This is a genomic window from Porphyromonas gulae (genome assembly GCF_000765945.1).
Taxonomy (GTDB): Bacteria; Bacteroidota; Bacteroidia; order Bacteroidales; family Porphyromonadaceae; genus Porphyromonas; species Porphyromonas gulae.
On sequence record NZ_JRAT01000026.1, the window covers coordinates 31,904 to 44,550 of the forward strand.

The 12,647-nt window shown below is 51.7% G+C and carries 13 protein-coding genes; 9 read left to right on the top strand and 4 right to left on the bottom strand.

The window, feature by feature from the left end; translation table 11 throughout:
* Nucleotides 1-150: 150 nt before the first annotated feature.
* Genes HQ49_RS09365 through HQ49_RS09380 form a run of 4 tightly spaced genes read right to left on the bottom strand, consistent with a single transcriptional unit; the run spans nucleotide 151 to nucleotide 4,437 of the window.
* Complete coding sequence (locus HQ49_RS09365; RefSeq protein WP_039419658.1) at nucleotides 151-1,485, bottom strand: MATE family efflux transporter; 1,335 nt, start codon at nucleotides 1,483-1,485, stop codon at nucleotides 151-153.
* Nucleotides 1,476-1,979, bottom strand: coding sequence for a low molecular weight protein-tyrosine-phosphatase (locus HQ49_RS09370; RefSeq protein WP_018965422.1), 504 nt, complete (start codon nucleotides 1,977-1,979; stop codon nucleotides 1,476-1,478). The genes HQ49_RS09365 and HQ49_RS09370 overlap by 10 nt, the downstream gene beginning before the upstream one ends.
* A gap of 7 nt (nucleotides 1,980-1,986) precedes the next feature.
* Nucleotides 1,987-4,194: a heavy metal translocating P-type ATPase gene (locus HQ49_RS09375; RefSeq protein ID WP_039419659.1), complete on the bottom strand. Its 2,208-nt coding sequence runs from the start codon at nucleotides 4,192-4,194 to the stop codon at nucleotides 1,987-1,989.
* 33 nt (nucleotides 4,195-4,227) lie between these two features.
* The gene (locus HQ49_RS09380; RefSeq protein WP_026292265.1) at nucleotides 4,228-4,437 is read right to left on the bottom strand and encodes a heavy-metal-associated domain-containing protein; all 210 of its coding nucleotides are present in this window, start codon (nucleotides 4,435-4,437) and stop codon (nucleotides 4,228-4,230) included.
* A gap of 254 nt (nucleotides 4,438-4,691) precedes the next feature.
* On the opposite strand from HQ49_RS09380, the gene HQ49_RS12840 reads away from it, so the two are divergent.
* The 9 genes from HQ49_RS12840 to HQ49_RS09425 all read left to right on the top strand — a co-directional run bounded on the left by HQ49_RS12840 (nucleotide 4,692) and on the right by HQ49_RS09425 (nucleotide 12,647).
* Nucleotides 4,692-4,793: a DUF1661 domain-containing protein gene (locus tag HQ49_RS12840; protein ID WP_394331915.1), complete on the top strand. Its 102-nt coding sequence runs from the start codon at nucleotides 4,692-4,694 to the stop codon at nucleotides 4,791-4,793.
* Nucleotides 4,794-5,222: 429 nt separating this feature from the next.
* Nucleotides 5,223-5,915, top strand: coding sequence for a fumarate reductase (locus HQ49_RS09390; RefSeq protein WP_039419660.1), 693 nt, complete (start codon nucleotides 5,223-5,225; stop codon nucleotides 5,913-5,915).
* Nucleotides 5,916-5,945: 30 nt separating this feature from the next.
* Entirely contained in the window at nucleotides 5,946-7,889 is a 1,944-nt protein-coding gene (locus HQ49_RS09395) for a fumarate reductase/succinate dehydrogenase flavoprotein subunit (RefSeq protein ID WP_018965428.1), read from the top strand.
* 28 nt (nucleotides 7,890-7,917) lie between these two features.
* Nucleotides 7,918-8,673, top strand: a complete 756-nt coding sequence (locus tag HQ49_RS09400; RefSeq protein WP_004584033.1) for a succinate dehydrogenase/fumarate reductase iron-sulfur subunit — start codon at nucleotides 7,918-7,920, stop codon at nucleotides 8,671-8,673.
* A 234-nt stretch (nucleotides 8,674-8,907) separates the two neighbouring features.
* Complete coding sequence (gene mce, locus HQ49_RS09405; protein WP_004584034.1) at nucleotides 8,908-9,312, top strand: methylmalonyl-CoA epimerase; 405 nt, start codon at nucleotides 8,908-8,910, stop codon at nucleotides 9,310-9,312.
* A 99-nt stretch (nucleotides 9,313-9,411) separates the two neighbouring features.
* A complete protein-coding gene (locus HQ49_RS09410) occupies nucleotides 9,412-10,965 on the top strand; it encodes an acyl-CoA carboxylase subunit beta (RefSeq protein WP_039419661.1) in 1,554 nt (517 codons plus the stop codon).
* A 35-nt stretch (nucleotides 10,966-11,000) separates the two neighbouring features.
* Entirely contained in the window at nucleotides 11,001-11,942 is a 942-nt protein-coding gene (locus HQ49_RS09415) for an OadG family transporter subunit (RefSeq protein WP_039419675.1), read from the top strand.
* The gene (locus HQ49_RS09420; RefSeq protein ID WP_018965431.1) at nucleotides 11,939-12,175 is read left to right on the top strand and encodes a hypothetical protein; all 237 of its coding nucleotides are present in this window, start codon (nucleotides 11,939-11,941) and stop codon (nucleotides 12,173-12,175) included. Before HQ49_RS09415 ends, HQ49_RS09420 begins: the two co-directional genes overlap by 4 nt.
* A gap of 37 nt (nucleotides 12,176-12,212) precedes the next feature.
* Nucleotides 12,213-12,647 carry a biotin/lipoyl-containing protein gene (locus tag HQ49_RS09425; protein ID WP_039419662.1) on the top strand — a complete coding sequence of 145 codons (435 nt, stop codon included), beginning with the start codon at nucleotides 12,213-12,215 and terminating at the stop codon, nucleotides 12,645-12,647.

Genomic DNA, 12,647 nt, shown 5'->3' on the forward strand with positions numbered 1-12,647 from the left:
GGATTTGTTTTTGGATTTCACACTGATGGCAAAGTTATTGTTTTGGGCTAAAGCGCGGTATGTGACCGAAAGAGTCGCTGCCGATCCGAGGATCAGATTTTTCCCTCTCCTGCTTGATTCGGGAAAGTTAGGCACAAGCCGGTCTCGGTGTCAGCACCTTTGCAGACGATTCGCGGCGAAAAAATGCCTGCGGTACCATACCGTCTGCATCAGGCTGCGCGTGAGGAGATAGAGGACGAAGGCGAGCCAAAGGGCTGTCTCGCCCAAGGCTACACGAAGGAGGAAGAAAGTGGCGAAGAAAACAACGAAAGCAGCTGTCATGGCTCTGCGCATGGCTTTTGATGCGGTGGCTCCCACGAATACTCCATCCCAGAGGAAAGCCGCAAAAGAGACGATCGGTACCACTCCTGCCCAGATGGCAAAGCGGCGAGCATGCTCTATCACTTCCTGCTTATCGCTCAATACTGATAACAAAGCGGTCGGGAATAGGAGATAGAGCAAGGTGGCCACGAGGGAGACGACCGTCCCGATTCGAAAAAGGCGATGGATCATCAGACGCAATTCGTCCGCTCGGCGTGCACCTATGTATCGCCCCGTAAGTGCTTCGCCGGCATAGGCAAATCCGTCCATAAAGTAGGAGAAGAGTGTGAAGAGCTGCATCAGCAAGGCATTTGCCGCCACAGTGATCTCCCCCATAGCAGAGGAGGCAGAGGTGAAAAAGAGGGTCACCGTACCGAGCAAGGCAGTGCGAACAAAAAGGTCGCCTCCGGTGCGCAGATAAGCTCCGTATCCCGAAGTATCTGTCAGACTGCTTGCTCGGAAAAAGCGCAGTACGCGTCGGTAGCGAAAAAAGGCAATGCCGGAGAGCAACGCCAGACCGACATATTGGGCCGCGATCGTTCCGGCGGCAAGCCCTCCCACTCCCATGTCGAGTCCTCGTACGAAGAAAATACTCAGACCGATATTGACCATATTGGAAACGATGGCTACGACCATCGGAACGCGTGTGTCCTGCATCCCTACATACCAGCCGTTGAAGACGTAGACGAGCAGGGCCGCAGGTGCTCCCCACAGAGCGATGCGGATATACTCGCGTGCCTCTCGTCCGATGGTCTCCTGACCCGAAGCCAGCAGATGCCCGAAGCGTTCTATCAGAGGAGCTGCTATGAGAAGAAGCAGGGCTGCGACAACAGCCATCGCCGCGCCACGTGCCAGATAGCGTGTGATGGCTCGTACATCGCTACGCCCGAAAGCCTGTGCTGTGAATCCCGTAGTCCCCATACGGAGGAAGGCGAAGAGCCAAAAGACGAAATTGACCACCCCCGAAGCCACAGCCACCGCCCCGATAGAGCCGGCCGTGTCCATACGACCGGCCAGCCCTACATCCACGATGGAGAGGAGCGGTACGGTAATGTTGGAGATGATATTCGGAATAGCCAAGCGCAGGATGCGCCTGTCCATCTCACGCCCCGTGGTCAGTCGCATGCGGATTGGGAGGAGTTGTCACGAGGTTCGGTCAGATAGGAAAACAGTCCGGCCGTGCACTCCTCCAGAATGTCCAGCACCAGCTCGAAGCCGGATGCTCCTCCATAGTACGGATCGGGGACGTGGTCGTGAATACCGCTACTGCTGAAATCCGTCATCAGACGGATCTTGGCCGCAGCCTCTTCAGTCGGAGCCAGTTCTTGCAACCGTTCGCGATTGGCAAAGTCCATGCCGATGATATAATCGAATCGTTCGAAGTCCTCATACTCCACCGGTCGGGAGAGCGAAGTCAGATCGTAGCCCCGACGGGCAGCGTGTGCACGCATTCGGACGTCGGCCTTCTCGCCCTGATGGTAGTTGCTCAGTCCGGCCGAATCGATATGGAAGCGGTCGGCGTGCCCTCGCTCCTCTACATACGAGCGAAAGACAGCCTCGGCAGACGGCGAGCGACAGATGTTGCCGAGGCATACGAATAGGATTTTATGTTGCTTCATAAGCGGATTATCGGAGCAAAGGTAGTCGCTTGGTACGCAGTCGCAAGCTGTTGGTCACCACCGAAATAGAGCTGAAAGCCATGGCAGCCCCGGCAATGGCAGGGTTCAGGAGGAACCCGTTCACGGGGAAGAGCAGACCTGCGGCTATCGGGATGGCAATCAGATTGTAGCACATAGCCCAAAAGAGATTCTCTTTGACCGTACGTCTCGTGGCGCGCGACAGTTCCAAAGCAGCAGGCAGCAGGCGCAGATCGGAGCGCATCAGCGTGATTCCTGCCACTTCCATGGCTATATGGCTGCCATCGCCCATGGCTACGCTGACGTCCGCCGTACTGAGAGCCTCGGAGTCGTTCACGCCGTCGCCCACCATAGCTACATGGTGCCCCTTGTCCTTGAGCATTCGTATATAGTCGGCCTTGTCGGAGGGCATCATACCGCCACGATAATGCTGCAAACCCAGTTTGCGAGCCAATGCTTCCGCCGCTTCGGGGCGGTCGCCCGTCAGCATAATGGTGCGAATGCCATGTCGATGAAGCTGTGCGAGCACTTCGGCTGCCTGAGGTTGCAGTTCGTCCGTCACACAGAAGCGTCCCAATAATCTTTCGGCACGTGAGAAATAGAGGACGGCTGCATCCTCCGGCAGAGCGGCTATATCCGTCGGTATCTGTGCGCCAAGCTTCTCGATGAAAGCCTGATTGCCTACTCTGTAGACCTCTCCTTCGAAAGTAAATTCGATCCCACGCCCGGGGAAATTCTGCACTTCCGACAGCTCCTCCGTCTTGCCATCCTCTGCAAAGGCTCGGCAAATGGCAGCCGCGAGTGGATGCGTGCTGAGGATTTCGGCAGAGTAGAGCAGCCGGCGTACTTTCGGCACATCGGTATCCGATACGAACCAATCGATGCCGGTCAGTTCCGGCTTGCCTATGGTGAGCGTACCTGTCTTATCCAAGACCACGGCATCGATGGTAGCGAAACGCTCCAGTGCTTCGGCGTTACGTACGAGGATACCATTTCGTGCCGAGCGTCCGATCCCTACGACCAGAGCCGTAGGCGTAGCCAGACCGAGTGCGCACGGGCAGGCGATCACCAGCACTGATATGGCACAGAGGAGTCCGTACACCGAAGCATCGGCAGCTCCCGTCAGTTGCCATATAATATAGGTAAGGATGGATAGCCCGATGACTATGGGAACGAATATGCCGGCGATACGGTCGGCCAGTCGCTGGATAGGTGCTTTGCTGGCCTGTGCCTCGCGGACCGTGCGGATGATGCGTCCGAGTACGGTGTCGCTGCCTACATGGGTAGCCTGTACGGTGAGGACACCGGAGCCGTTGATCGTGCCGGAGAAAACCATAGAGCCGGCTTCCTTCTCTCGCGGTAAGGGTTCGCCACTGATCATGCTCTCCTGCACGGAGCTACAGCCTTCGGTCACGATACCGTCCACGGGTATCTGCTCGCCCGGACGTACGCGAACCAAGTCGCCTCCGATGAGCCCAGCAATGGGCATCACGGTCTCGCGCCCGTTACGCACGACCAATGCCTCCGCCGGCTGCAGTCGCATCAGTTCGCGAATGGCTTGCCCCGTGCTTCGGCCGGCACGCTTTTCCATGAGTTTGCCCAGTAGGACAAATGCGATGATCATGGCCGAGGCATCGAAGTAGAGGTGCAGCTTCATCCCGGCCGGCCCTTCACGGAAAAACAGCAGGACTACCAGACTATAGAAAAAGGAGATAGTGGTACTCAACGACACCAGCGTATCCATCGAGAATACGCCGTGGCGCAGCTGCTTGAGTGCCGATCGGTGGAAAGCCCTTCCTGCCCATGCGTATCCGGGCAAGGCTACGAGCATCATCAGGTAGGGCATCATCTGGAAATGCGGCATTAGCATCAGAACCATCAGCAGGATGGCGGACGACCAAGCTATGATCGTATCGCGCTTCATCCGTCTCAGTTCTGCTGCTTCCATGGCATCGCGCCGGCGCAGTTGCTCCGCCTCCGAATCCTCCACTATCAGGTCGAATCCTATGCTGCGGATAGCTCTGCGCAGATCCTCTGCCGAAGCCAACCTTTCGTCCACCGATACGGAGAGTATATTCTCGGCGAGTTGGACGTTCGCATCGCTAATGCCTTCTACCTTGGAGGCAGCCTGTTCTACGCTATGCGCACAGCCTGCACACCGCATTCCCACTACGGGAAAACGTTTTTGCTCTTTCATATCACGGACTATCGGTTATCGGGAACGGGCTTGTCAGAGCTTACACTCGAATCCGGCGAGGCGTACAGCCTCCATTATTGCCTCCGGTGAGGCTGTCTCCGGAGTATAATCCACTGTAAGACTATGGGAATCCAGAGATGCGAATGCCGTTTGTACGCCTTGTACACCGAGAGCCGCTTTCTCTACACTTGCAGCACAACCGCCACACATCATGCCTTCTACGGAAAAGGTCGTTGTTTTCATCTTGACGAGTAGTTTTTTCTTAAGATCCTTTGTTTTTGACTATGGCTTGTACGCAGTTGATCTGCGGCAAGCCCTTGTTCGGACTACTGTGGGGTATGCATACCGGACTCCTGCATCGTCCCCGACTGTAGTCTCTGTCTACTATATACAAGTGGAACAAAATCAGTAGTCGAATGGTTCGCCGGACTGCGGATAGTGGCCGAGATGAAAAATGCGAAGCGGTGCGGAAAAAAACTTGTTTCATGTCCCTAAAAATGCCGAGCGTAAAATTTTTCGTTTTGGTGCGAGAAAAGAAAAAAAGTCGAACCAAAACGAAAAAAATCTCGCGCGTAAATTTCGGTTTTGCGGCGCGATAATCGGAGGAATTGCGGTTCCGAAATTGCTGTGGCTGGTTTCAGCCGTGACGGGACTTCTCTCCTTTTTTATTTCCGTAGGAGACGAAGAGGATAAATGGCTTGTAATGGTGCCTTTCCTTTTTGCCTCCGAACAGCCAATATGGACGGATGGCGATCTGCCTTACAAGTATATGTGTTTGAGTGGTTTATGTGGGAGATAGAGGCATGTCGGGATCGGTGGTATCCCAAACAATAGGGATGAAGAGAGACGATATGGAGGGGCTTTTTCCCTATATGTCGTGATTGTGTATTTTTTTCCGTTATCTTTGTGCACGAAGGTCGGAATACCTCTTCACAAGGCGGAATACAGAGTCGGTTTCGCCTATTGGTTGAATGGATCTTAGAAGAAAAAGAAAGAATCAACTAAATAACTAAAACAGTAAAAAACTTATGTGGTTACTTAAATCCTCGATTGGCCGTAAAGTGGTGATGAGTGTCACCGGACTGGCGCTGATCCTGTTTTTGACGTTTCACATGTCCATGAACCTTGTGGCTCTCTTCTCAGCAGAGGCTTACAACATGATATGTGAGTTTCTCGGCGCCAACTGGTATGCTCTGGTCGCCTCTATCGGCTTGGCGGTACTGATGCTTCTGCACATCGTGTATGCCTTTATCCTCAATGCGCAGAACCTTCGTGCTCGAGGTCGCGATCGCTATGCTGTTACGGGCAGACCCAAAGGTGTGGAGTGGAGCTCGCAGAATATGCTGGTGCTCGGTATCATCGTCCTGTTGGGTATCGGACTGCACATGTTCAACTTTTGGGCTAAGATGCAGCTGGCAGAAATCTGCCATATGGATGTAGCCCGATTCGGTATCGAAGGCTTCGACCATCCTGCCAAGGGAACGGAGCTGATCCGCTACACATTCAGCCAACCGATCTACGTGGTGCTCTATGCCGTATGGCTGGTTGCCTTGTGGTTCCACCTGACACATGGATTCTGGAGTGCGCTGCAGACCTTGGGATGGAACAATACCATCTGGATGAATCGTGTCAAGTGCATCTCTAATGTAGTTTCTACCGTATTGGTAGGCGGTTTCGCTTTGGTCCTGATAGTATTTGCTTGTCAGGCATTCATCGGTTGATAGTACACCCTAATTCAAAGTATTCTCACTATGGCTACAATAAATTCCAAAATACCCACCGGCCCACTGAAAGACAAGTGGACCAACTATAAGGATCATCAGAAGCTGGTGAACCCCGCCAACAAACGTCGTCTGGATATTATCGTGGTCGGTACCGGTCTGGCCGGTGCTTCGGCTGCTGCTTCTTTCGGCGAGATGGGCTTCAATGTGCTCAACTTCTGCATACAGGATTCTCCTCGCCGTGCACACTCTATCGCTGCACAGGGAGGTATCAATGCCGCCAAGAACTACCAGAACGATGGCGACTCCGTCTATCGACTCTTCTACGATACGATCAAAGGAGGTGACTATCGTGCTCGCGAGGCCAACGTATATCGTCTGGCCGAAGTGTCCAATGCCATCATAGACCAGTGCGTGGCTCAGGGTGTACCCTTTGCTCGCGAATACGGTGGTCTGCTGGACAACCGTTCTTTCGGTGGTGCGCAGGTATCTCGTACTTTCTATGCTCGTGGTCAGACGGGACAGCAGCTACTCCTTGGAGCCTATTCGGCTCTCTCCCGTCAGGTCGGTTTGGGTAAGGTAAAGCTTTACACTCGCTACGAGATGCTCGACGTGGTGCTTATCGACGGTCGTGCTCGTGGTATTCTGGCTCGCAATTTGGTGACGGGTAAGATCGAACGCTTTGCTGCACATGCCGTGGTAATTGCCACGGGCGGTTATGGCAATGCCTTCTTCCTTTCTACCAATGCAATGGCATCTAACGGCTCTGCCGCATGGCAGTGCTACAAGAAGGGTGCTTTCTTCGCCAATCCATGTATGGCTCAGATCCATCCCACTTGTATTCCCGTGCACGGGGACTACCAGTCCAAGCTGACGCTCATGTCCGAGTCGCTCCGTAATGACGGTCGTATCTGGGTGCCTAAAGACATAGAGGATGCCAGACGTCTTCAGCGTGGCGAGATCAAAGGGAAAGACATTCCCGAAGAGAAGCGCGACTACTATCTGGAGCGTCGCTATCCGGCCTTTGGCAACCTCGTTCCCCGTGACGTGGCCAGCCGTGCTGCCAAAGAACGATGCGATGCTGGCTATGGTGTGAACAATACGGGCCTTGCCGTATTCCTTGACTTCGGCGATGCCATCAAACGTTTGGGACGCGACGTGGTGGAGCAGAAGTATGGCAACCTCTTCCAGATGTATGAGAAGATTGCAGATGAGAATCCGTACGAAACGCCGATGATGATCTATCCGGCTATTCACTATACGATGGGTGGTCTCTGGGTGGATTACGAGCTGATGACCACGATCCCGGGCCTGTTCGCCATCGGAGAAGCCAACTTCTCCGATCACGGTGCCAACCGACTCGGTGCTTCCGCTCTCATGCAGGGGCTGGCTGACGGTTACTTCGTTATCCCTTATACGATGCAGAACTATCTGGCCGATCAGATTCAGGTGCCGCGCTTCAGCACGGATCGTCCCGAATTCGAAGCTGCCGAGAAAGAGTTGCAAGATCGCATAACGCGTATCATGAACGTCAAGGGCAATAAGTCTGTGGACGACCTTCACAAGGAGCTGGGCCACATCATGTGGGACAATGTGGGAATGGGACGAGACAAAGCCGGATTGGAAAAGGCCATCGTGAAGCTGGCCGAGCTGAAGAAAGAGTTCTGGAGCAATGTCTATGTGCCGGGTGAAGCCAATGACCTCAACGTAGAACTGGAGAAAGCCCTCCGACTGGCGGACTTCATCGAGATAGGTACGCTGATGGCGCACGATGCCATGGATCGCGAAGAAAGTTGTGGCGGTCATTTCCGTATCGAGCACCAGACGGAAGAGGGTGAAGCCAAACGTGACGATGAGAACTTCGCTTACGTTTCCTGCTGGGAATATCAGGGAGAAGACAAGGATCCGATCATGTACAAGGAAGAACTGGTATATGAAGAGACTGTCCGTGCACAACGTAACTACAAGAGCTAATTAGTCCACCGCTAAATACAGAATCAAAATGGATAAGAATATCAATATATCGGTTAAGGTTTGGCGTCAGAAGGGACCGAAGGAAAAAGGACACTTCGAGACGTATCAATTGCAAAACATTTCGCAAAGTGCCTCTTTCCTCGAAATGATGGATATCCTGAACGAGCAGTTGATCAAGGAGCATAAAGCTCCGGTGGTGTTCGACCACGACTGTCGCGAGGGTATTTGCGGTATGTGCTCGCTCTATATCAATGGTCATCCCCACGGACCGGACGATAGTATCACCACTTGTCAGCTGCACATGCGTCGTTTCGATGACGGCGATACGATCACGATAGAGCCTTGGCGTTCGGCCGGCTTCCCTGTGATCCGAGACCTGATGGTGGATCGCTCGGCTTATGACAAGATCATTCAGTCCGGTGGATTCGTTTCCGTCAATACGGGTGGTATCCCCGATGCCAACGCCATCCCCATTTCCAAGAAGAATGCGGATGAGGCTATGGATGCAGCGGCTTGTATCGGCTGTGGAGCTTGTGCGGCAGCATGCAAGAACGGCTCGGCTATGCTCTTCGTATCAGCCAAGGTGAGTCAGTTGGCTCTTCTTCCGCAGGGACGTATCGAGGCTGCTCGTCGCGCCAAAGCTATGGTGGCTAAGATGGATGAACTCGGATTCGGGAACTGTACGAACACACGTGCATGTGAAATGGAATGCCCGAAGAACGTATCGATTAGCCACATCGCTCGTCTGAACAGGGAGTACATCGTCGCTAAGAATCGCGATTGATCGCTCCTCCTGATTTTATAAAACGAGGTCGTGCAAGGGTATAAATCCCGAGCACGACCTTTCTTTTTTCGGAGCATGCCATAATATGCAATTATATCATGTGTATTTGCTTGTATTATATGGTCAATAGTTAATCAGTCAATCAAGAATAATTTCTACATTTGCGAAAATGCTTTTGCATTAGGACCTTCGAACAATGATAGAAGAGTCAACACAATAATAAAGTAGAGAGCAATGAATCTATCTCACATCGAACATCTCGGTATTGCGGTCAAAAGTATCGAAGAAGCCCTCCCATACTACGAAAATGTATTGGGACTCAAGTGTTACAGCATTGAGGAAGTACCCGACCAAAAGGTGCGTACTGCATTTATGATGGTAGGGCAGACCAAGCTGGAATTGTTGGAGCCGACCTCTGACGAAAGCCCTATTGCCAAATTCATAGAAAAGCGTGGAGAAGGTATCCATCACATTGCTTTTTGTGTGGAGGATGCCAACGAAGCATTGGCCGATGCCGCCTCTAAAGGCATTAAGCTGATCGACGAAAAAGCTCGCAAAGGAGCAGAGGGCTTGAATATCGGTTTCTTGCACCCGAAGAGCACCATGGGTGTGCTGACCGAAGTATGTGATCATAAATAACAGTAACGACCCTACGGGCGGACCGGACAGTGGCGACTGCTTTCCGGCAAGTGTGCCTGTATGTCATCAAATAGCAAACCTAACTATTTAGAAAAGAATATGAGTTTTCAACTGGAAAGAGTAAAAGAGCTGATCCAATTGCGTGAAAAAGCTCGCCTTGGTGGTGGAGAAAAAAGAATTGAAGCCCAGCACCAAAAAGGTAAATACACCGCTCGTGAACGTATAGCAATGCTGTTGGACGAGGGTAGCTTCGAAGAATTGGATATGTTCGTCAAGCACCGTTGTACCAACTTCGGAATAGACAAGACACAATTTCTCGGCGATGGTGTCGTAGTCGGTAGCGGTACGATCGACGGCCGTTTGGTATATGTTTTCGCACAGGACTTCACCGTATTCGGTGGTGCTCTCTCGGAAATGCTTGCTTCCAAGATCTGTAAGGTGATGGAGCTGGCTATGCGTATGGGTGCTCCTGTGATTGGTCTGAACGATTCGGGCGGTGCACGTATTCAGGAAGGTGTGAATGCTCTTAAAGGATATGGCGAGATCTTCGAAAACAATATCCTTGCTTCCGGTGTGATCCCTCAGATTTCCGCCATTTTCGGCCCATGCGCCGGCGGTGCCGTGTATTCTCCGGCTCTGACAGACTTTACCATCATGTCGCGTGGTACGAGCTATATGTTCCTCACAGGCCCGAAGGTTGTAAAGACTGTAACGGGCGAGGATGTAACGCAGGAACAGCTCGGAGGAGCAGACGTACATGCCTCCAAGAGTGGTGTGGCTCACTTTGCCGTTAATAGTGAAGAAGATGGTCTTCGCCTGATTCGCCACCTCTTGAGTTTCTTGCCCCAAAACAATCTGGAGGAGGCTCCCTATGTGGAGTGTGATGATCCCATCGATCGTTTGGAAGACTCATTGAATCATATCATCCCCGACGAGGCTAACCGTCCTTACGATATGTACGAAGTGATCGGATCTATCGTAGACCACGGCGAATTCCTTGAAGTACATCGTGATTATGCCAAGAATATTATTGTTGGTTTTGCTCGCTTCAATGGCCAGAGCGTAGGTATCGTAGCCAACCAACCACAGGTGATGGCCGGCTGTCTGGACTCCAATGCATCACGCAAGGCTGCTCGTTTCGTCCGCTTCTGCGATGCTTTCAATATTCCTTTGGTTACTCTGGTGGATGTGCCGGGATTCTTGCCGGGTACAGGTCAGGAGTACAATGGTGTGATTACGCACGGAGCCAAGTTGCTCTATGCTTACGGTGAGGCTACTGTGCCCAAGGTAACGGTTACGTTGCGCAAGGCATACGGCGGTGCCTATATTGTGATGAGTTCTAAGCACCTGCGTAGTGACATCAACTATGCATGGCCTTCTGCCGAGATTGCAGTGATGGGTCCGAGCGGAGCTGTGGAAGTAATTTTTGCCAAAGAGGTAGCAGCAGCCGAGAATCCGCAGCAAGCAGCTTTGGAAAAGGAAGAAGAATATCGTCAGGCTTTCGCCAATCCGTACAACGCAGCCTCTTATGGCTATATGGACGATGTAATCGAGCCTCGCAATACTCGTTTCCGCATTATTCGTGCTCTTGAACAGCTTCGTACAAAAAAGCAAACTATTCCGGCTAAGAAACACGACAATGTGCCTCTTTAATATCCTTGGTACAAGAGGAGCTTAGTGCATCGATCATGAATATTAGCAGGTTTAGCCATATCCTTCTGACTTTGTTTGTCATAGCCTCCGGACAGCTCTTTGCCCAGCAGGCATCACAGCTTCGTTTGAATGAAGTGATGCCCCTCAATGTGCAAAACTATCAGGACAGCTATGGCAATCATAAGCCGTGGATTGAAATATACAATTCTTCGGCTGCTACGGTGGACATCAAAGGTTGTTATTTGACCGATGATCTATCCAAGCTGAAGAAGTATATGATCCCCAAAGGGGATGTTATGACTGCGATAAAACCGCATCAGCATCTACTCTTTTGGGCAGATAACGATCCTGACAAAGGAACTTTCCATCTGAACTTCACCCTTGATCCCGAAGTCTCCACCCTCATTGCGTTGGTGGATGCTGACGGACGAACGATCATCGACAGCATCCGTATTCCTGCCGGCATCCCTGTGGATAGAAGCTACGGGCGTTTGGTTGATGGGGTAGGAGCGATGGGGGATACTTCTGTTTGGGATATATTGCCAAAGGTTACACCAAGCACTAACAACGTAACTCTGGATTCGAACAGCAAAATAGATCGCCTGAAGGAATCTGATCCTCAGGGCGGTATTATGACGCTGACAGCTATGTTGGTTGTCTTCTCCGGTCTGTTGGTGCTTTCCTTTGTCTTTTGGTTCATCGGTTCTCTCTCGATTCGGATATCCAATCGTAGAGCTATCGAGGCCGGTGCAGGCCTGCGCATGCGTTCGGCTACTCGCACTGGTATTAGCGGTGAGGTTACTGCTGCTATCTGTATGGCTCTGAGCGAATCGCAGAATGACGTTCATGATGTTGAGAATACCGTATTGACTATCCGACGGGTGGAGCGTAAGTATTCACCATGGAGTTCTAAGATTTACGGACTAAGGTCTCCTATTGAAAGGCATATGTTCACAAGTAAACACGATAGACAATGAAAGAAAAAGATAAGAAAGCAGCTCCCGCTAAAAAAGCAAAAGCTGCTGCCCCCAAGACAGGGAAGGCAAAGCGGGGAGCTATCACGGACGGCATCTATGCTGCTATCTCGATGGCTCTCTATCAGGAGACCTATGAGGCTCATGATGCTGAACCTATGAGACTCACCATCAAGCGTCATCGTCATTCTGCTTGGAGCTTGAAGACGCTTATGCTTCGTCAACTTCCTAAATAATCTCATTCAATCACGACATTAAAAACATGACAAAACAATGAAAGAGTATAAATATAAAATCAACGGTAACGAATACAGCGTTGTTATCAATAGTATCGAAGATGGATTGGCAGACATCGAAGTTAACGGTACTCCCTATAAGGTGGAAATACTTACTGAGAAGAAAAAAGCATCGAAGCCTGCTATCAAACGTCCGACCGTAACGGCTGCATCTGTAGCTGCTGCGCCCGTTGTGCCTGCCGCTTCAGCCGGAGGACAGGGCACAGGCGTTAAGTCTCCGCTGCCCGGTGTCATCCTCGATGTTTGTGTTCAGGTCGGAGACGAAGTCAAGATCGGTCAGAAAGTGGCCGTTCTCGAAGCCATGAAGATGGAAAACAATATCAATGCGGATCGCGATGGTAAGATCGTTGCTGTGAAAGTAAACAAAGGCGACTCCATCCTTGAGGGTTCTGATATCGTTATAATCGGTTAA

What these genes read in the sequence shown, in the direction of transcription:
- HQ49_RS09365 (WP_039419658.1), bottom strand. Translation starts at nt 1,485, where the DNA reads ATGCGACTGACCACGGGGCGTGAGATGGACAGGCGCATCCTGCGCTTG.
- HQ49_RS09370 (WP_018965422.1), bottom strand. Translation starts at nt 1,979, where the DNA reads ATGAAGCAACATAAAATCCTATTCGTATGCCTCGGCAACATCTGTCGC.
- HQ49_RS09375 (WP_039419659.1), bottom strand. Translation starts at nt 4,194, where the DNA reads ATGAAAGAGCAAAAACGTTTTCCCGTAGTGGGAATGCGGTGTGCAGGC.
- HQ49_RS09380 (WP_026292265.1), bottom strand. Translation starts at nt 4,437, where the DNA reads ATGAAAACAACGACCTTTTCCGTAGAAGGCATGATGTGTGGCGGTTGT.
- HQ49_RS12840 (WP_394331915.1), top strand. Translation starts at nt 4,692, where the DNA reads ATGCCGAGCGTAAAATTTTTCGTTTTGGTGCGAGAAAAGAAAAAAAGT.
- HQ49_RS09390 (WP_039419660.1), top strand. Translation starts at nt 5,223, where the DNA reads ATGTGGTTACTTAAATCCTCGATTGGCCGTAAAGTGGTGATGAGTGTC.
- HQ49_RS09395 (WP_018965428.1), top strand. Translation starts at nt 5,946, where the DNA reads ATGGCTACAATAAATTCCAAAATACCCACCGGCCCACTGAAAGACAAG.
- HQ49_RS09400 (WP_004584033.1), top strand. Translation starts at nt 7,918, where the DNA reads ATGGATAAGAATATCAATATATCGGTTAAGGTTTGGCGTCAGAAGGGA.
- mce (WP_004584034.1), top strand. Translation starts at nt 8,908, where the DNA reads ATGAATCTATCTCACATCGAACATCTCGGTATTGCGGTCAAAAGTATC.
- HQ49_RS09410 (WP_039419661.1), top strand. Translation starts at nt 9,412, where the DNA reads ATGAGTTTTCAACTGGAAAGAGTAAAAGAGCTGATCCAATTGCGTGAA.
- HQ49_RS09415 (WP_039419675.1), top strand. Translation starts at nt 11,001, where the DNA reads ATGAATATTAGCAGGTTTAGCCATATCCTTCTGACTTTGTTTGTCATA.
- HQ49_RS09420 (WP_018965431.1), top strand. Translation starts at nt 11,939, where the DNA reads ATGAAAGAAAAAGATAAGAAAGCAGCTCCCGCTAAAAAAGCAAAAGCT.
- HQ49_RS09425 (WP_039419662.1), top strand. Translation starts at nt 12,213, where the DNA reads ATGAAAGAGTATAAATATAAAATCAACGGTAACGAATACAGCGTTGTT.